Raw genomic sequence first — 17675 nt, forward strand, 5'->3', positions numbered from 1 at the left:
CGGCGCCATTGCCCGAGCTGATCCAGTCGTCGCCGGCGCCGCCGAAGACGGTGTCGACCCCAGTGTTCGACAGCAGGGTGTCATTGTCGCCGTCGCCGTCGAGCCTGTCGGCGCCGGTGCCGCCGACCAGGCTGTCGTTGCCATCGCCGCCCTCGAGCGTGTCGAAGGCGCTGTCGCCGATCAGCGTGTCATTGCCGGCGCCGCCTGTCAGGCTGTCGGCCCCCCAGTCGCCGAAGATGGAATCATTGCCGGCGCCGCCGTCGACGGTATCGGCGCCGCCGCCGGCATCGATGGTGTCGTCGCCGGCCCCGGCGTCGATCCGGTCATTGCCGCGGCCGGTGACGATATGGTTGTCGTCGCCCAGGCCGGTGACGGTGTCATTGCCGTCGCCGGTGGCGATGTTCTCGATCAGCCCGCTGCCGATACTGGCCCATTGCGTGCCGCCCACGGTGATCGCCGCGCCACTGGCCAGGGTGACCGCGATGGCATCGGTGAGCGCCGCCATGTTGAGCCAGTCGGTGCCGCCGTCGCTGTCCTCGATGGTGCCGCGCCCGGCCTCCTGGGCGAGGTAGTCGGTGAAATCGCCGGTGATGTGGTGCACGGTATCGGTGGTGGCATCCGCGCCGCGGAACTCCAACTCGACGCCGGTGAGCGAGCCCTCATCGAAATTGGCGTTGTCGGTGATGTGGATCGTCCAGTCGCCGACCGAGCTGACCCCGAGCGCGCCGGAGACGCCGAACACCCAGGTGCCGTTGAGGTCGTTGTTGCCCGGCTCGTTCAGGAACAGGTCGAAGATCTCGCCGGTGGGGGATTCGAGCTGGATCGTCAGGGCGCCCATATAGGTGTGGCTGCCTTCGATGGTGACATAGATATGCTCGATGATCACGCCTTCGGTCACGCTGAGGGTGACCGAGGCGGTGCTGTTGTCGGTGATCGCCACCGGCGCGCCGCTGTAGCTGGCGGTGAGCACCTCCAGGTTGGCGCTGGTGGCGGCATCGGCATAGAGCAGGTCCCAGACCTCGGCCATGCGCACCGCGGCAAAGGCATCGACCATGCCGAAGCCATAGGAATGGTGGAAGCTCATGCCGCCGCCGTTCCAGTTGCCGGCGCCATTGGCCAGCCAGTCGCCCACCTCCGAGCCGCTGCCGCTGCCGCCATAGGCCGAGCCGGTATGGGCGGCGGAAATCGCCAGGATGTTCTGCACATCGCGCCAGCCGAGATCGGGGTTGGCCTGAAGCATCAGCGCCACCACCCCCGAGACCACCGGCGTCGCCGCCGAGGTGCCGCCGAAGGTGTCGGTGTAATTGTCCGGGCTGTAGCCCCCGCTGCCCTCGAGATCGGTGGTGACCGAGGCCGCCGGCGCGGTGATCAGCAGGTTGGCCCCCCAGTTGGAATAATTGGCGATCTCGCCGCTCTGGCCGGCGGCGGCCACGGTGATGACCTGGTGCAGGCTGTTGTGGCCCTCGCCCTGGGCGTTGAGGGTGTCGTTGCCCGCCGCCTTGAGGATGATCGTGCCCAGCCCGCCGCGGCCGTTCTCTGCCGCATGGGCAAAGGCCGCGCCCTCCTGGCCGGCGACGCTGCCGGGGTCGCTGAGGTTGAGGAATTGCTCGTAGGTCGGCGTGTAACCCCAGCTGTTGTTGGTGATGTCGAAGGTTTCCATGAACCGCAGGGCGTCGTTGTTCACGTCATTGCCCTGGGCGAAGACATCGTTGAGCAGGTCGACCCCGGCGATGGTGACATTGAAGGCCACGCCGACCCCGCCGAGGGAATTGTTCTCGGCCGCGATGATCCCGGCGACCGAGGTGCCATGGCCGTCGGCGGCGCTGTTGGGCTGGCCGTCGTCGGCCCCGAGGCCCATGTAGTGCAACGTGCTGTCGTAATTGCCGTCGAGGTCCTCATGCACCGCTTCGGTGCCGTCGTCATAGACGCCGACGGTCACGCCGCTGCCGGTGTAATCGGCCCAGATCGCCTCGATGTCGCCGATGAGATTGAAATGCCATTGCTGAGTGTAAAGTGGATTGGTTGACGCAACCATGCCTGCGCTCCCGAAGGGTGACGTTTTCAAATAGCGGTCCGGCGCCACACGAGGGGCCCCGGCCGGGATTGACGTACTCTGCCGCGTTCGCCCGGTTATGACAATCGCATTGCGCGCGCCTCGGGTGACAAGCCGGGGCGGGCTTGCTAAGCCAAGGGCGCATCCCGGCCGCGACAGAAGAGGTCCCCCTTGCAGATCGAGAAGACCGCGCTCGAGGGCGTGCTGATCCTCACCCCCGCCCGCCATGGCGACAACCGCGGCTTTTTCTCCGAAAGCTGGAACCGCGAGACCCTGGCGGCGCAGGGCATCACGCTGGATTTCGTCCAGGACAACCATTCGCTTTCGGCCACGCCCGGCACCCTGCGCGGGCTGCATTGCCAGCTGCCGCCGCGCGCCCAGGCCAAGCTGGTGCGCTGCGGCCGCGGCCGGCTTTATGACGTGGCGGTCGACATCCGGCCGGGCTCTGCCACCTTCGGGCAATGGGTCGGGGTCGAGCTGAGCTTCGAGAACGGCCGGCAGCTGCTGATCCCCGAAGGCTTCCTGCATGGTTTCGTGACCCGCGACCCCGACACCGAGATCCTCTACAAATGCACCGACACCTATGCCCCCGCCCATGAGCGCGGCGTGCGTTGGGACGATCCCGAGCTCGGGATCGACTGGGGGCTCGAGGGCCGGGCGCCGGTGCTTTCGGCGCGCGATGCCGCCGCCGGCCGGCTGGCCGATCTCGAGAGCTTCGCGGAGCGCCCGGCGTGAAGCTGCTGATCACCGGCGGCGCCGGCTTCATCGGATCGGCGGTGGTGCGGCAGGCGATTGCCGCCGGCCATGCGGTGGTCAATCTCGACGCGCTGACCTATGCCGCCTGTCTCGACAATGTGGCCAGCGTCGCCGATCACCCGGAGTATGCCTTCGAACATGCCGATATCCGCGACCGCGCCGCGCTCGACCGGATCTTCGCCCGCCATGCCCCCGATGCGGTGATGCATCTGGCGGCCGAGAGCCATGTCGACCGCTCGATCGACGGCCCCGGCGCCTTTGTCGAGACCAATGTCACCGGCACCTACACCCTGCTCGAGGCGGCGCGCGGATACTGGACCGAGGCCGGCCGTCCCGCGCATTTCCGCTTTCACCACATCTCCACCGACGAGGTCTTCGGCTCGCTGGGGCCCGAGGGCAGGTTCACCGAGGACACGCCCTATGACCCGCGCTCGCCCTATTCGGCCTCCAAGGCGGCCAGCGATCACCTGGTGCGGGCCTGGTTCCACACCTACGGGCTGCCGGTGGTGCTGAGCAATTGTTCCAACAACTACGGCCCCTACCACTTCCCGGAAAAGCTCATCCCGGTGATCATCCTCGGCGCGCTGGCGGGCCGGCCGCTGCCGATCTACGGCGATGGCTCGAACGTGCGCGACTGGCTGTATGTCGAGGATCATGCCGAAGCGCTGCTGCTGGTGCTGAGCCGGGGCGCCCCGGGCGAGAGCTACAACATCGGCGGCGAGAACGAGCGCAGCAATCTCGAGCTGGTGCGGACGCTCTGCGCCATCCTCGATGCCAAACGGCCGAAGCCCTCGGGCTCCTATGCCGATCAGATCACCTTTGTCGCCGACCGCCCGGGCCATGACGCGCGCTATGCGATCGATCCGGCGCGGATCGCCCGGGAACTGGGCTGGCGGCCCTCGGTCACGCTTGACGAGGGGCTGGAGCGCACCGTGCAATGGTATCTCGACAACGAGGCCTGGTGGCGGGCGCTGCAATCGCGCCAGGGGGTGGGCACGCGGCTCGGGGTGGGCGCCGTTTCGGACCCCCACCGGGGGACGGTTTCAGGCGCGAACCGGCGGAGCCCTGAAGAATGAGCCTGCTGGTCTTCGGCCGCACCGGTCAGCTTGCCCGCGCGTTGCAGCGCCAGGAGGCGGTCACGGCGCTGGGCCGGGCCGAGGCCGATCTCCTGGACCCCGCGGCCTGTGCCGCGGCGATCCATGCCGCCGCCCCGCGCGCGGTGATCAATGCCGCCGCCTATACCGCGGTCGACCGGGCCGAGCAGGAAGAGACGCTGGCCACCCGGATCAACGCCGCGGCGCCGGCGGCCATGGCGCAGGCCTGTGCCGCGCGCGGCATTCCCTTCCTGCATGTCTCCACCGACTATGTCTTTGACGGCTCCGGCGACAGGCCCTGGCGCGAAGACGATCCCGTGGGTCCGCTCAACGCCTATGGCCGCAGCAAGCTGGCCGGCGAAGCGGCCGTGCGCGCGGCGGGCGGGCGGCATGTGATCCTGCGCACCTCCTGGGTGTTCTCGGCCGAGGGGGCGAATTTCCTCACGACCATGCTGCGCCTGAGCGAGACCCGCGACAGCCTCTCGGTGGTCGCCGATCAGCTCGGCGGCCCGACCCCGGCGGCGGAGATCGCCGCGACATTGCTGAGGATGGCAGCGGCGCTTTGCGCGGGGCAGGGCGGCGGCACCTATCATTACGCCGGCGCGCCGGCGATCAGCTGGGCCGGCTTCGCCCGCGCGATCTTTGCCGGGGCGGGCCGTGATGTCACCGTCACCGACATCCCCAGCAGCGCCTATCCCACCCCGGCGCGGCGGCCGCTCAATTCCCGTCTCGATTGCGCCAAACTCCGGGCGGATTTCGGCATTACCCCTGCCGACTGGCGCGCCGGGCTGTCTGCGGCGCTGGAGCTTCTGGAGGCATGATGAGCACACGCAAGGGGATCATACTGGCCGGCGGCTCGGGCACGCGGCTCTATCCGATCACCATGGGCATCAGCAAGCAGCTGCTGCCGGTCTATGACAAGCCGATGATCTATTACCCGCTCTCGGTGCTGATGCTCTCGGGCATCCGCGAGATCGCGGTGATCACCACGCCGCAGGACCAGGACCAGTTCCGCCGCACCCTGGGCGATGGCAGCCAATGGGGTGTCAGCTTCACCTATATCGAACAGCCCCGCCCCGAGGGGCTGGCCCAGGCCTATCTGCTGGCCGAGGATTTCCTCGCCGGCGCGCCGAGCGCCATGGTGCTCGGCGACAACATCTTCTTTGGCCACGGGCTGCCGGAACAGCTGGCGGCGGCGGATGCGCGCGCGACCGGCGGTTCGGTCTTCGGCTATCGCGTCGCCGATCCCGAACGCTACGGGGTGGTGGATTTCGGCCCCGACGGCAAGGTGCGCCGCATCGTCGAGAAACCGGCGGTGGCGCCATCGCCCTATGCGGTGACCGGGCTCTATTTCCTCGACGGCAGCGCGCCCGTGCGGGCCCGCGCGGTCAGGCCTTCGGCGCGCGGCGAGCTCGAGATCGTCGATCTGCTGGGCAGCTACCTGCGTGACGGGCTGCTCTCGGTCGAGCAGATGGGCCGCGGCTATGCCTGGCTCGATACCGGCACCCATGGCTCGCTGCTCGATGCCGGCAATTTCGTCCGCACGCTCAGCGAACGCCAGGGCATGCAGGTCGGCTGCCCGGAAGAGATCGCCTTTGGCCAGGGCTGGATCGACGCCGCGGCGCTGCGCGCCCGGGCCGAGCTCTTTTCCAAGACCGCCTATGGCGCCTATCTGAGCGGGCTCATTGCGCCGGCTGGGGACGGCGGCAGACCACGGTCAGCCCGCCCCGGTTGACCTTGTTGAAGGCGGTGCCGGCGGGCGTGTAGATCGGCTTTTCGCGGCGCGGGATCTCGGGCTTGGCCACCGCCCCGGCATAGACGATCTCGCCGCCCGACCGGGTCACCGCCTCGACCAGCGCCTGCGGGGTGAAGAACAGCGTATGCGGATCCTGCCGCGCGCCTTCCAGATGCAGATAGGAATGGCCGCCCTGCGGCACCTCGATCAGCATCAGCCCATGCGGGCGCAGTGCGCCGACCAGATGGCGCAGCGTCTCGATCAGCTCTTCGGCCACCAGGTGTTCGACCGAATGCGAGGCGACGATCACATCAAAATAATTCTGCGGAATCTCGGAAAGCTCATCGAATTGCATTGCGCCGATATGATCGAGGTATTTGGCACTCTCGATATCGGGCTCGAAGGCATAGGGGCTTTTGGCATGGCTGTAATGGAGCAGATATCCCGGGCCGCTGCCGAAATCGAGCACCCGGTTGAAACGCCCGCCATGTTTCTTGAGACGGATGATCTGCGACCGGGCGCGGCGGAAATAGCGCTGCATCATCCGCGAGCTCTCGCGGTATTCCTCGGAGAAATAGGTTTCCGGCGCGATCTCGCGATCCTTGCGGTTAGTCTTGGCATAATCCTGGCGATAGTAATCGGCCAGCATCTCAGCGGAATCAGGCACATGGCCCAACCCGCAGACGGTACAATAGAGCACGGTCTGCGGCGCAAAGGGTTTCACGTTCGAGGGGTAATCGCTGCTGAAGCCCAGAGCATCGGCACCGCACGCCGGACAGGGGCGGGGATCGGTCTGCGGATGACGGACTGAAAAGGATTTCGGTTCTGTTTTCATAGGAGCCCGGAATTTGATTTGGACTGACATCTCACGCCCCGTACAAGGTTGCAATCACGCAGCCGATAATTTGTGCCGCCTGAAGACCTTTGCCAGGGTAACGCTGCAGCAGAGGCAGAGAGCCTCCGATCTGCATTGGTCCCGTGCGCCTTCCGAACGCCGATGATCTTTTCTCTCCGATCCGTTTCCGCCTTATAGGTCATCCGGCTTGATCCCGTCAAAGGCGGAAATCTCCCTGTGAAACCGCCCGGATGGCGCTGACCGCCCGCCCGGGCATCCTCAGTAGGTGTTGAGAAAGCTGTAGGCATAACGGCGCGGCCCGCCATGGCGGTTCTCGATCTGCAATTCGCCGGCGCGCACCGCGACAGAGGAGCGCCCGTCGGTGCCGGTGGTGCCGGAGAGCACCGAGCCGCCGTGGTTTTCGAGGCTGGCTCCGCGCGCCAGGGTGAGCAGCGCCAGCGACGGGCCGGTGTCATAGGAGAACAGCCCCGAATGCGGCGCCTGGGGATAATCCGGGTCGACGAGATTGAGCGCCACCATGCCCCCGGCGCCGGGGGTCGGCACATAGCCCACGGCATCGTTGGCGATGTCGATCGCGCCGGCCATCAGGCAGGGCACCCGGGCCAAGCCATCGGCCCGGCGCAGGCTCAGCCCCGGGGTCCAGGCGCTGCCGTCGACGCTGACCCGGATCTGAAAATCCTCGTCGCCCGCCAGCCCCAGCTCGGCCCGCCCGGACCAGCCGGATTGCAGCACCACCGAGGCGGTGTCGGTCGCCGTGGCCTTGTTGATCGTCAGCCGGTGGTCGCTGCCGGCATGGGTAAAGAGCGCCGCCTCCGAGGCCACCGCCAGCCGGTTGGTGGCATCCGAACTAGTGCCGACCCCCAGGCCGGTCAGATTTTCCAGCGGCGGCACCACCGCCAGCCAACTGCCGGCGGAAAACACCCGCAGGCGGTTTTCGGCCAGCCCCCAGGCGCGCCAGCCCTCCTGCGGATCGACGAACAGCCAGGCGCCGTCGCCGTAGCAGGCCAGCCGGCCGTCCTGCCCGGCCCAGGCGCCGCCGGCACCGGTGCCCAGGGCATGGGTGTCGCCCTCCGCCGGGCTGGCCGGCGGGGTGACGGCATCGAATTCCGCCACCCGGAGCTGCACCAGCGCGTCCAGCCGGCGCAGGGCCTCGTTGTGGGTGACATGCTTCTGGGCCTGCGACGGTTGCAGGTAGGGCAGCGAGAGGCTGGGCGAAAGGCTGGGCATGGGATTCTCCATAGGGTTGCGCGGGGCGGTGAGGTCCGGTCCCGCAGCCCTATCAGACCCGGCCTTGCCGATCGGCAAAGCCTTCGCACGCTGGCTTAACCGGCTGTCAAGAGGGTGCTGCAGGGGCGTTTTCCAGAGTTGTCAAAATCGGGGAAGTAGGCTAACGAGCGCCCCATGACGCTTTAGGAGATTTGACAGATGTTTGATAACAAAACGGTTCTTATTACGGGGGGGACCGGCAGCTTCGGCAAGAAATATGTCAAGACTCTTCTGGAACGCTATTCGGTCAAGAAGATCATTGTCTACTCGCGCGACGAGCTGAAGCAGTTCGAGATGTCGCAGACCTACAATGCGCCGCAGATGCGGTATTTCATCGGCGACGTGCGCGACCGTGACCGCATGGTTACCGCGATGGAAGACGTCGATTATGTCATCCACGCCGCCGCGCTCAAGCAGGTGCCGGCCGCCGAATACAACCCGATGGAATGCATCAAGACCAACGTGCATGGCGCCGAAAACGTCATCCACGCGGCGATTGCCAACAATGTCGAGAAGGTCGTGGCGCTCTCCACCGACAAGGCTGCCAACCCGATCAACCTCTATGGCGCCACCAAGCTGGCCTCCGACAAGCTCTTTGTCGCCGCCAACAACATGGTGGGCACCAAGCCCACCCGCTTCTCGGTCGCGCGTTACGGCAACGTGGTCGGCTCGCGCGGCTCGGTCGTGCCCTTCTTCGAGAACCTGAAGGCCCAGGGCGCCACCTCGCTGCCGATCACCGACATGAACATGACCCGGTTCTGGATTTCGCTCCAGCAGGGTGTGGACTTCGTGCTCAAGAACTTCGAGCGGATGTACGGCGGCGAGATCTTCGTGCCCAAGATCCCCTCGGTGCGCGTCCCCGAGCTGGCCCGCGCGATCGCCCCCGAGCTCGAGCAGCACGTGGTCGGCATCCGCCCCGGCGAGAAGCTGCACGAGATCATGTGCCCCGGTGACGACAGCCACCTGACGCTGGAATTCGGCGATCACTACGTGTTGCAGCCGACCATCAAGTTCTTCGACCGCGAGAATGCCTTCACCACCAATGCGCTTGGCGAAGAGGGCAAGCCGGTGTCGCTGGGCTTCGAATACAACTCGGGCGCCAACGATCACTTCCTCACGGTCGACGAGATCGTCGAATTCAACCGGATGGCAATGGCATGATTCCCTATGGCCGTCAGGACATAACCGAGGCCGATCTCGCCGCCGTACGCGATGTCCTGACCAGCGACTTCATCACCCAGGGCCCCGCGATCGCGGGGTTCGAGGCCGATCTGGCGGCCTATTGCGGGGTGAAACACGCGGTGGCGATGAGTTCCGCCACCTCGGCGCTGCATGTGGCCTACATGGCGCTCGGTCTGGGGCAGGGCGATCTGCTCTGGACCTCGCCCAACACCTTCGTTGCCACTTCCAATGCCGCGCTCTACTGCGGCGCGGATGTGGATTTCATCGACATCGATCCCGACAGCTACAACATCTGCCTCGATACGCTCGAGGCCAGGCTGGCCGCGGCCGAAAAGGCCGGCCGCCTGCCCAAGATCGTGACCCCGGTGCATTTCGCCGGGCAATGCTGCGACATGGAACGGCTGGGCGCGCTCAAGGCGAAATACGGCTTTGCCCTGGTCGAGGATGCAAGCCACGCGGTCGGCGGCGATTACCGCGACGGCAAGGTCGGCAATTGCGCCCATTCCGACATCACCATCTTCTCCTTCCATCCGGTCAAGATCATCACCACCGCCGAAGGCGGCATGGCGATGACCAATGACGACGAGCTGGCGGCGGTGATGGCGATGCTGCGCACCCATGGCATCACCCGCGAGCCCGAGCGGATGCGCGGCGAGAGCGACGGGCCGTGGTATTACCAGCAGACCCTGCTGGGCTACAATTACCGGATCACCGATCTTCAGGCGGCGCTCGGCCGCAGCCAGCTGACCCGGCTGGATGCCTATATCGACGCCCGCCACGAACGCCGCGCGGTCTATGACCGCGCGCTGGCGGATCTGCCGCTGAAACTGCCGGCCCAGGCCGATTTCCAGCGCTCGGGCCTGCATCTCTATCCGGTGCTGGTGACGGATGACGCCCCGGTCGACCGCAAGACCGCCTTCACGCGGCTGCGCGCGCTGGGGATCGGGGTGAACGTGCTCTACATCCCGGTCTATCTGCAACCCTGGTATCGCGATCTGGGCTTTGGTCCCGGCCATTGCCCGAATGCCGAGGATTACTACAGCCGGATGATCACCATCCCGATGTATGCCACTCTGAGCGCCGAGGATCAGCAGACCGTGATCGACAGGCTGCACGAGGTCTTCGGCGCTTAGACCGGAGACCCCTTTTCCCTAACCCCGGATCAGCCGCCGGATCACATGGCTGGCCAGGTACCAGGCGGCGGGCAGGGGGCCGAGGCCGGCATGCTCGCGGTACATCCGCCAGGTGGCGGCGCTGGCGCGCCAGCGGTTGGCCGAGAGCGACCCCGGCGTCACGTGATAGATGGCCAGCGGCTCCCGGAGCCCATGCGCCGCCTCGGTGCGTTTCAGCAGATCGAGCCAGAAGGCGTAATCCTGCCGCAGCGGCAGCAGCGGCATCGCCATCGGCCCGAGCTGGTCGCGGTCGCAGATCGCGGTCAGCACGCCGATGACATTGCCATAAAGCAGCTGTTGCCGGTCGACCCGGGCCGGCACCTTCACCTCGTGGCGCCGATCGCCCTGTCTCCGCCAGAAGCCGGTATAGGTCAGCGCCAGCCCCTCGGCCTGCATCCAGCCCAGCTGGCGGGCCAGCTTTTCGGGCAGCCATTCGTCATCGGCATCGAGAAAGGCCAGATAGCGCCCCCGCGCCACGGCGATGCCGCGGTTGCGGGCGGCGGCGGCGCCACGCGGACCGGTCTCCGGTGCCGCCAGCACCCGGATCCGCGGATCGGCGGCCGCCCTCTCCCGGGCCAGCGCCGGGGTGGCGTCCGAGGAGCCGTCGTCGGCGATGATCAGCTCCCAGTCGTGCCGGGTCTGGGCGGTGACCGAGGCCACCGCGCGCGGCAGGCAGGCGGCGGCATTCAGGCAGGGCATGATGATCGAGACCGCCGGCGCCGGGGAGGCCGCCCGCGACAATTGCCCGGGCTGCGTCCCGGGGGCGTTTGACACGAGGGGGGGGACGGGATAACGGTGTCCACGATCTTCCCGGTGCAAGACCCTACCCCATTGTTTTAGGTGCTAGAAAAGATGACTCAAGCTTCTCCGCCAGTGCAAGTGATTGCGGAAATTGGTTGCAATCACAAGGGCGATCTGGAGACCGCCAAGGAATTGATCCGGGTCGCCGCCCATGTCTGCAAGGCGGATGTCGCCAAGTTCCAGAAGCGCCACAACCGCGAGCTTCTGACCGCCTCCGAATATGACACGCCGCACCCGGTGCCGGAAAACGCATATGGGCCGACCTATGGCGCGCACCGCGAGTTTCTCGAGCTCGACCTGGATCAGCACAAGGAGCTGGTCGAGGAATGCCGCGCCAACGGCATCGCCTATTCCACCTCGGTCTGGGATCTGACCTCGGCCAAGGAGATGACCACGCTAAACCCGCCGATGCTGAAAATCCCCTCGGCCACCAACCAGCACTACGAGCTGCAAGGCTATCTCTGCGAGCATTTCGCCGGCGAGATCCACGTCTCGACCGGCATGTCGACCGGTGACGAGATCGGCAAGCTGGTGGACTTCTACGAAGAGCGCGGCCGCGCCAAGGACCTGGTGGTCTACAGCTGCACCTCGGGCTACCCGGTGGCCTTCGAGGACATCTGCCTGTTCGAGATCAAGTCGCTGATGGAACGCTTCGGCGACCGGGTCAGAAGCATCGGCTTCTCCGGTCACCATCTGGGCATTGCCGCCGATGTGGCGGCGCTGGCGGTGGGCCGGATGATGGAAGCCGAGGGCAAGGGCACCTTCTCGCATATCGAGCGCCACTTCACCCTCGACCGCACCTGGAAGGGCACCGATCACGCCGCCAGCCTCGAGCCCGACGGGCTGCGCCGGCTGTGCCGCGACATCGCCAATGTCGACCGCGCGCTGGCCTTCAAGGGCCAGGAGATCCTGCCGGTGGAACAGGTCCAGCGCGACAAGCTGAAATGGTCCGGCGGCCGGGCCTGAACCTCTCAGGATCAGCCGCCCCCCGCCATCGGCCGGGGCGGCATGGATATTTCATATTGGCGGCCCGCCCGGCCCGCATTTCGATGACCGGGCGCCGGACGTCCGCACAGGGTGACAGCCGATGACCGGCACCGTGATCTTCCGCTGCAATGTCTCGGCCAGCGTCGGCCTGGGCCATCTCATGCGCTGTCGCGAGATGGCGCGCTATCTCGGTGCGCTCGGCTGGCACTCGGTGCTGCTCGGCCCGCCCGACAGCCTGCGCCAGCCCGCCGACGAGCGGCTCTTTGCCAACTGGCACAGCGTCGAGGATCGCGGCAGCTCTGACGACGATGCCGCCCGCGTCCTGGCACTCTGCGAAGCCCATGGCACGCGCCATGTGGTGATGGACGACTACCGCGTCGATCCCGGCTATCAGCAGCGTCTGCGCGCGGCCGGCCTGCGCTGGCTGCAACAATTCGATGCCTCCCGCCCCTGGATGTTCCAGCCCGATCTGCTGGTCAATGCCAGCCCCTACGAGAAACGCGCGCAATATCTGCCCTGGCTGGCCGAGCCCGAGCATACCCGGACGCTGTTCGGCCCGGCCTATGCGGTGCTGCGCCCGGCCTTTACCGGGATCACCGCGCGGGTCGATGGCCGCGCGGTGCGCCGGGTGCTGGTGGCCTTTGGCGGCGGCGACGATCGCGGCGCGCTGGAACAGGCGCTGCGCACCCTGGCCGGACAGCTCGGCCCCGAGGTGACGCTGGTGCTGGTCTCGGGCGCCGGCAATCCCCGCCGCGCGGCGATTGCCGAGACGGTGGCGGCGCTGCCCGCCGGCCAGGCCGAGTTCCACGTCAACCCGCCCGACATGGCCGGGCTGATGCGCGGCTGCGATCTGGCGCTGATCGGCGGCGGCACGATGAGCTACGAGGCGGCGATCTGCGGGCTGCCCACGGTCTTTGTCGGGCTGGCGCCGAACCAGGAGCGGCCCTGCCGCGGCTGGCAGGATCTCACCGGGGCGCCCTTCCTGGGGCTGGTGGGCACCGTCGGGGATGACCGCCTGCGGGCGGCGGTCTCGGAACTGGTCCAGGATGACGCCCGCCGCCGCGCCATGGCCGCCAAGGGCCGGGCGCTGGTCGACGGACAAGGCACGCAGCGGTTGACCGACGCGCTGCTCGAACGGGAAAGCGAGACGACATGAGCACGCAAAAAACCATCCTGGTGCTGGGCACCAATGCCGGCCAAGCGGATCTGATCCGTCACATGAAGGACCGCGGCTGGCGGGTGATCGGCGCCTCTCCGGTCAAGGGTGAGCCCGGACAGGCCTTCTGCGATGTGGTCGAGGCGGTCAATATCGTCGATCTCGACGCGCTCGAGGCGGTGGTCGAACGGCACAAGCCCGACCTGATCTATTCGATCTCCTCGGATGTGGCGATGAAATCGGTGGTGGCGCTCTCCGAACGGGTCGGCCTGCCGCATTTCTACGACAGCGCCTTCATCGATCTGCTCGACGACAAGGCCGCCCTGCGCGGTTTCCTGGCCGAGCATGATCTCGGCCCGGTGCCCTACCGCAAGCTGGCCAGCGCCGAAGAGGCCGCGGGCTGGGACACCTTCCCCTGCATGGTCAAGCCGACCGATGCGCAAGGTCAACGCGGCGTCGTCCGGGTCGACCGGGCGGCAGACCTGGCGCCGGCGATCGCGGCGGCGGTGGGCTTTTCGCGCAGCAGCCAGGCGATTGTCGAAGGCTTCCTCGACGGGGTCGAGATCTCCTGCAACGTGCTGGTCTGCGGCGGCGAGGTGAAGATGAAGGTGCTGTCCGAGCGGCTGGTGCATGGCCCCCATGCGCTGGGGGTGCCGCGCGGCCACCTGGTGCCCTGCGATGACGTCAGCGAGGACAACCAGCGCGCCGCGCTGGCGCTGGTCGACGGCATCATCGCGGCGCTCGGCAGCCGCGACGGGGTGCTCTATTTCCAGATGATCGTGACCCCCGAAGGCCCCCGCGTGGTGGAAATCGCGCCGCGGCTCGACGGCTGCCACATGTGGCGGCTGATCCGCGCCGCCGAGGGCGCCGACCTGATCGCCATGGCGATGGACTGCCTGACCGGCGAGGGCACGCCCGAACAGCTGCCGGGTGGCGGCGAGGGCGACCGGCAGCGGCCGATCGCCGAGCTGATGTTCCAGCAGATGGCCCCCGGCCAGCCGTTCAGCGCCGCGGCCTTTCCGGTGCCCGAGGATGCGATCTACCACGAATACCGCTATGACGCCGGCCAGGACGTGCGCCCGGTCAATGGCACGCTGGAAGTGGTGGGCTATTACGTGCGGAACCGCGCATGAGCCGGGTGATTGCCGTCACCGGGGCCTCGGGCTTCATCGGCCGCTACCTCTGCGCGGCGCTGGAACAGACCGGCGACCGGGTATTGCGGCTGGGCCGCGGGGCGCCATCCGGCCCGGACGACCGGCAGACCGATTATTCCCGCGACAGCCTGGTCGCCGCGCTGGCGGGCGCCGAGGCGGTGGTGCATCTGGCCGGCCGTCGGATGACCCGCGCGGATGCGCCGATGGATCTGGCGCCTTTCTGGCAGCCCAATGTCGCCCAGATCGCCGATCTGGTGGCGGCAGCCCGCGAGACCGGGGTGTCGCGGCTGGTGCTGGCCTCGACCATCGCGGTCTATTCCCCGGCCTCCGGCCTGCCCTACCGTGAAGAGGCGCCGGCCCATCCGATCAACGCTTATGCGCTGTCGAAGCTCATGGCCGAAGCGCATCTCGAGATGCTGACCCGCGCCGGCGGGCCTTCGGCGGTGGCGCTGCGCCTGGCGGCGGTCTACGGCCACGGCGAAAAGGGCACGCCGGCGCTGATGAAATTCGTGGGCCAGGCCCGGGCGGGCGAGACCATCGTGCTTACCGGCAATGCCGATTACCGCATCGATCAGCTTTACGTGCGCGACGCGGTCTCGGCCTTTCAGGCGGCGCTGGCCTCGGAGGCGCGCGGCGTGGTCAACATCGGCGGCGGCCGGGCCTGGTCGGTGGGCGAGATCGCCGAGACCGCCAACCGGGTCTTTGGCAATGCCGGCAACATCCGCTACGACACCGACAGCGACGCGCCGATGCCCGAAACGGCCATGGCGCTCGACCGGGCCGCCGAGGCGCTGGACTGGCGCCCGGAGTTCGATCTGAAATCCGGGCTCGAGGATTTCCGGCGCACCGCCGAGCGCGGCTAGCGCCGGCCCGGGTCTCAAGCCAGGTCTCGGTTTCCATTGATTTTTCCCGCCCCGGCCTGTCCGGCGCGGGTCCGCGCCTGCCCGATCCCTGTCCGGGGCGCCGCATTTGCAGGCAGGGCCGCCCCCTGGCAGCGCGGTCTCTCCTTTGCCCCAGGGGCAAGGGATTTGCGGCGGCCGGCAGGGCTTGAGGAATTGCCTCAAATAATGCAAACAACCTAGGCTTGGAAAGGGAATTCTCCATTGTCGGCTGTACATATGAATACCCGGGAGGAGGGGTCTTCTTCCGCTGAGACGCCTGAATTCTCGGGCGATACGCTCAATGGCGTTCCGCTGGTCAGCGACACCCACCATCTGCTTTTGCATCCGGGCGCGAAGCAGTTCCTGATTCTGCTCAGCGCCACCGGCACCAAGCCCGGCAGTTTCAACCTGTGGAAACACGCCGATGCGCTGCCCTATCACAAGCTTTACCTGCGGGTGCCGATCAACGATTGGTACCAGCAGGGCGTGCCCGGGTTGGGCGCGGATCCGGAAGAGACCTATGCCAGCATCCGCCGCCTGATCGAGGGCACCGGGGCGGATAAGGTCTATACCATCGGCAGCAGCATGGGCGCCTACGGGGCGCTGCTCTTCGGCCATGAGCTTGATGCCTCGGTGCTGGCTTTCAGCCCGGAAATCGTGCTCGATCTGCCGTTTTCCCGCTCGTCCAAGATGATCCCCGGCGATGTCACGCGCACCGTGCCCGACCTGCGCGAGCGGCTGGCCGCGGCCGAACGGCCGGTGTTCATCTATACCGGCGAGATGGACCCGGTGAATCTCTATTGCGCGGCGATGATCCGCAAGCTGTCCAACATCAATATCGTCACCTTCCGCGACGACGAACATACCGTCATGCGCACCCTGTTCCACACCGAGCGCCTGATCCCGACGATCCGGGCCTTTGTCGAGGACCAGCCGCTGCCGTCGATCATGGAAAAGGGCAATGCGCTCAATTTCGCCGCCTATCCGCGGCATTTCTATCGCGGCTGGCAGTATTTCCAGAACAAGCAGGACGATATTGCCGAAGAGGAATTCCAGAAGGCGCTCAAGGCCTATCCGGTTTCGGCGCGGGTCAATTTCTTCATGGCGCGGATATTGCTGCGCCGGGGCGAGGCCGCCAAGGCCCGTGAACATGCGGCATTGGCCGTGGCAATGACGCCGAATTTCATAGAGCACCGTTTTCTCTTTGCCCATTGCCTGCGAATGACCGGCGCGATGGATGGCGCGATCTACTGCCACCAGAAGATACTCGAAGCCTGGCCCGATGCCGATCAGTCGCATTTCGACCTCGGGCAAATGTACCTGATGCAGAAGCAGTTCGACCTCGCCGGAAAGCATTTTGCCGAAGCGGTGCGGCTGGCGCCGCACAATGCCTCCTACGCGCGCAAGCTGGAAAAGTTGAGCGAACAGATGTCCGCCTCCGAGTGAGGTCTCCGCCTCGCGTCCTGCCGCCCGCGCCCCCTGACACGATTGAACAAGAGATTATCCATGCTCACACTGCGCGAAGAACTCAGCAAGTCCCACGGCATTGCCAATGACGGCAGCCCCTTCATCATCGCCGAGATGTCGGGCAACCATAACCAGTCGCTCGACCGGGCGCTGGCGATCGTCGATGCCGCCGCCGAGACCGGTGCCGATGCGATCAAGATCCAGACCTTCACCGCCGACAGCATGACGCTCGATCTCTCCGAGGGCGAGTTCACCATCACCGATCCGAAATCGCTCTGGGTCGGGCGCACGCTCTACGACCTCTATGAGGAGGCCCATACCCCGGCCGACTGGCACAAGCCGATCGCCGACCGGGCGAAGGAACACGGGCTGCTGTTCATGTCGACGCCGTTTTCCGAGGATGCGGTGGACCTGCTCGAGAGCCTCGACGCGCCGCTCTACAAGATCGCCTCCTTCGAGGCGATCGACCTGCCGCTGATCCGCCGCGTGGCGCAGACCGGCAAGCCGATGATCATCTCCACCGGCATGGCCAGCGTCGTCGAGATCGGCGAGGCGGTGGAAACCGCGCGCGCGGCCGGCTGCACCAACCTGACGCTGCTGAAATGCACCTCGTCCTACCCGGCGAGCCCGGAAAACACCAATCTCGTCACCATGCCGGTGATCGGCCAGACCTTCGGCACCAATTTCGGCCTCTCGGATCACACCATGGGCAATGGCGTGGCGGTGGCCTCGACCGCGCTCGGCGGCACGGTGATCGAGAAACACTTCATCCTCGACCGCTCCGAAGGCGGTGTCGACAGCGCCTTTTCGCTGGAACCCGACGAATTCACCGCGCTGGTCACCGAATGCAAGCGCGCCGCCCAGGCGATGGGCGAGATCTGGTTCGGCGGCACCGCCTCGGAACAGGCTGGCCGCAAGAAGCGCCGCTCGCTCTACATCGGCGAGGACATGAAGGCCGGCGAGGTGCTGACCGAGAAGACCCTGCGCCGCATCCGCCCGGGTCTGGGCCTCGCGCCGCGCCATTATGACGTGCTCTTGGGCCGCAAGGTCGGCCGCGACGTCAAGCGCGGCACCCCGATGAGCTGGGACCTGCTCGACGGCGAAAGCTGAGGCGA

General features: G+C 66.8%; 16 protein-coding genes. 12 read left to right on the forward strand and 4 right to left on the reverse strand.

What is annotated here, in order from left to right; all coding sequences use genetic code 11:
• Positions 1 to 2035: S8 family serine peptidase (locus tag PVW49_RS20640; protein ID WP_274591444.1), on the reverse strand; the 2035-nt coding region annotated here is incomplete at its 3' end.
• Between the two features lie 189 nt (positions 2036 to 2224).
• On the opposite strand from PVW49_RS20640, the gene rfbC reads away from it, so the two are divergent.
• The 4 genes from rfbC to rfbA are packed head-to-tail and all read left to right on the forward strand — an operon-like array spanning position 2225 to position 5638.
• The gene (gene rfbC, locus PVW49_RS20645) at positions 2225 to 2788 is read left to right on the forward strand and encodes a dTDP-4-dehydrorhamnose 3,5-epimerase (RefSeq protein WP_048536060.1); all 564 of its coding nucleotides are present in this window, start codon (positions 2225 to 2227) and stop codon (positions 2786 to 2788) included.
• A complete protein-coding gene (rfbB, locus tag PVW49_RS20650; protein WP_274565286.1) occupies positions 2785 to 3885 on the forward strand; it encodes a dTDP-glucose 4,6-dehydratase in 1101 nt (366 codons plus the stop codon). The genes rfbC and rfbB overlap by 4 nt, the downstream gene beginning before the upstream one ends.
• Positions 3882 to 4724: a dTDP-4-dehydrorhamnose reductase gene (rfbD, locus tag PVW49_RS20655; protein WP_074839912.1), complete on the forward strand. Its 843-nt coding sequence runs from the start codon at positions 3882 to 3884 to the stop codon at positions 4722 to 4724. Before rfbB ends, rfbD begins: the two co-directional genes overlap by 4 nt.
• A complete protein-coding gene (rfbA, locus tag PVW49_RS20660) occupies positions 4724 to 5638 on the forward strand; it encodes a glucose-1-phosphate thymidylyltransferase RfbA (protein ID WP_274591445.1) in 915 nt (304 codons plus the stop codon). Before rfbD ends, rfbA begins: the two co-directional genes overlap by 1 nt.
• On the opposite strand, the gene PVW49_RS20665 is transcribed toward rfbA, so the two are convergent.
• Both PVW49_RS20665 and PVW49_RS20670 read right to left on the reverse strand, forming a co-directional pair.
• Positions 5586 to 6473, reverse strand: a complete 888-nt coding sequence (locus tag PVW49_RS20665; RefSeq protein WP_048536065.1) for a class I SAM-dependent methyltransferase — start codon at positions 6471 to 6473, stop codon at positions 5586 to 5588. The two genes, rfbA and PVW49_RS20665, sit on opposite strands and share 53 nt — an antisense overlap.
• Before the next feature lie 279 nt (positions 6474 to 6752).
• Positions 6753 to 7721 (reverse strand): DUF2793 domain-containing protein, encoded by a 969-nt coding sequence (locus tag PVW49_RS20670; protein ID WP_274591446.1) that lies wholly within the window; start codon positions 7719 to 7721, stop codon positions 6753 to 6755.
• A 198-nt stretch (positions 7722 to 7919) separates the two neighbouring features.
• Between PVW49_RS20670 and pseB the strand changes: the two genes are divergently transcribed.
• Both pseB and pseC read left to right on the forward strand, forming a co-directional pair.
• Positions 7920 to 8921 (forward strand): UDP-N-acetylglucosamine 4,6-dehydratase (inverting), encoded by a 1002-nt coding sequence (gene pseB, locus PVW49_RS20675; protein WP_048536066.1) that lies wholly within the window; start codon positions 7920 to 7922, stop codon positions 8919 to 8921.
• Positions 8918 to 10075 carry a UDP-4-amino-4,6-dideoxy-N-acetyl-beta-L-altrosamine transaminase gene (pseC, locus tag PVW49_RS20680; protein WP_274591447.1) on the forward strand — a complete coding sequence of 386 codons (1158 nt, stop codon included), beginning with the start codon at positions 8918 to 8920 and terminating at the stop codon, positions 10073 to 10075. Before pseB ends, pseC begins: the two co-directional genes overlap by 4 nt.
• An 18-nt stretch (positions 10076 to 10093) precedes the next feature.
• Here pseC and PVW49_RS20685 read toward each other — a convergent pair whose 3' ends face one another.
• The gene (locus tag PVW49_RS20685) at positions 10094 to 10888 is read right to left on the reverse strand and encodes a glycosyltransferase family 2 protein (RefSeq protein ID WP_274591448.1); all 795 of its coding nucleotides are present in this window, start codon (positions 10886 to 10888) and stop codon (positions 10094 to 10096) included.
• 78 nt (positions 10889 to 10966) lie between these two features.
• Between PVW49_RS20685 and PVW49_RS20690 the strand changes: the two genes are divergently transcribed.
• The 6 genes from PVW49_RS20690 to pseI all read left to right on the forward strand — a co-directional run bounded on the left by PVW49_RS20690 (position 10967) and on the right by pseI (position 17670).
• Complete coding sequence (locus PVW49_RS20690) at positions 10967 to 11881, forward strand: N-acetylneuraminate synthase family protein (protein WP_274591449.1); 915 nt, start codon at positions 10967 to 10969, stop codon at positions 11879 to 11881.
• 121 nt (positions 11882 to 12002) lie between these two features.
• Positions 12003 to 13058 (forward strand): UDP-2,4-diacetamido-2,4,6-trideoxy-beta-L-altropyranose hydrolase, encoded by a 1056-nt coding sequence (gene pseG, locus PVW49_RS20695; RefSeq protein ID WP_274591450.1) that lies wholly within the window; start codon positions 12003 to 12005, stop codon positions 13056 to 13058.
• Positions 13055 to 14191 (forward strand): ATP-grasp domain-containing protein, encoded by a 1137-nt coding sequence (locus PVW49_RS20700; RefSeq protein WP_274591451.1) that lies wholly within the window; start codon positions 13055 to 13057, stop codon positions 14189 to 14191. Before pseG ends, PVW49_RS20700 begins: the two co-directional genes overlap by 4 nt.
• Positions 14188 to 15075, forward strand: coding sequence for an NAD-dependent epimerase/dehydratase family protein (locus PVW49_RS20705; protein ID WP_274591452.1), 888 nt, complete (start codon positions 14188 to 14190; stop codon positions 15073 to 15075). Before PVW49_RS20700 ends, PVW49_RS20705 begins: the two co-directional genes overlap by 4 nt.
• Positions 15076 to 15330: 255 nt before the next feature.
• A complete protein-coding gene (locus PVW49_RS20710; protein ID WP_274591453.1) occupies positions 15331 to 16539 on the forward strand; it encodes a tetratricopeptide repeat protein in 1209 nt (402 codons plus the stop codon).
• A 60-nt stretch (positions 16540 to 16599) separates the two neighbouring features.
• A complete protein-coding gene (gene pseI / locus PVW49_RS20715; protein WP_274591454.1) occupies positions 16600 to 17670 on the forward strand; it encodes a pseudaminic acid synthase in 1071 nt (356 codons plus the stop codon).
• The last annotated feature ends 5 nt before the right edge of the window (positions 17671 to 17675 follow it).

Source organism: Marinovum sp. PR37 (genome assembly GCF_028807375.1).
In the GTDB taxonomy this organism is placed as follows: domain Bacteria; phylum Pseudomonadota; class Alphaproteobacteria; order Rhodobacterales; family Rhodobacteraceae; genus Marinovum; species Marinovum algicola.

Bases quoted from the DNA above. Each gene is read 5' to 3' on its own strand.
- pseB (WP_048536066.1), top strand. From the start codon at position 7,920: ATGTTTGATAACAAAACGGTTCTTATTACGGGGGGGACCGGCAGCTTC.
- rfbD (WP_074839912.1), top strand. From the start codon at position 3,882: ATGAGCCTGCTGGTCTTCGGCCGCACCGGTCAGCTTGCCCGCGCGTTG.
- PVW49_RS20700 (WP_274591451.1), top strand. From the start codon at position 13,055: ATGAGCACGCAAAAAACCATCCTGGTGCTGGGCACCAATGCCGGCCAA.
- pseI (WP_274591454.1), top strand. From the start codon at position 16,600: ATGCTCACACTGCGCGAAGAACTCAGCAAGTCCCACGGCATTGCCAAT.
- pseG (WP_274591450.1), top strand. From the start codon at position 12,003: ATGACCGGCACCGTGATCTTCCGCTGCAATGTCTCGGCCAGCGTCGGC.
- PVW49_RS20710 (WP_274591453.1), top strand. From the start codon at position 15,331: ATGAATACCCGGGAGGAGGGGTCTTCTTCCGCTGAGACGCCTGAATTC.
- rfbA (WP_274591445.1), top strand. From the start codon at position 4,724: ATGAGCACACGCAAGGGGATCATACTGGCCGGCGGCTCGGGCACGCGG.
- pseC (WP_274591447.1), top strand. From the start codon at position 8,918: ATGATTCCCTATGGCCGTCAGGACATAACCGAGGCCGATCTCGCCGCC.
- PVW49_RS20665 (WP_048536065.1), bottom strand. From the start codon at position 6,473: ATGAAAACAGAACCGAAATCCTTTTCAGTCCGTCATCCGCAGACCGAT.
- PVW49_RS20690 (WP_274591449.1), top strand. From the start codon at position 10,967: ATGACTCAAGCTTCTCCGCCAGTGCAAGTGATTGCGGAAATTGGTTGC.
- PVW49_RS20705 (WP_274591452.1), top strand. From the start codon at position 14,188: ATGAGCCGGGTGATTGCCGTCACCGGGGCCTCGGGCTTCATCGGCCGC.
- PVW49_RS20670 (WP_274591446.1), bottom strand. From the start codon at position 7,721: ATGCCCAGCCTTTCGCCCAGCCTCTCGCTGCCCTACCTGCAACCGTCG.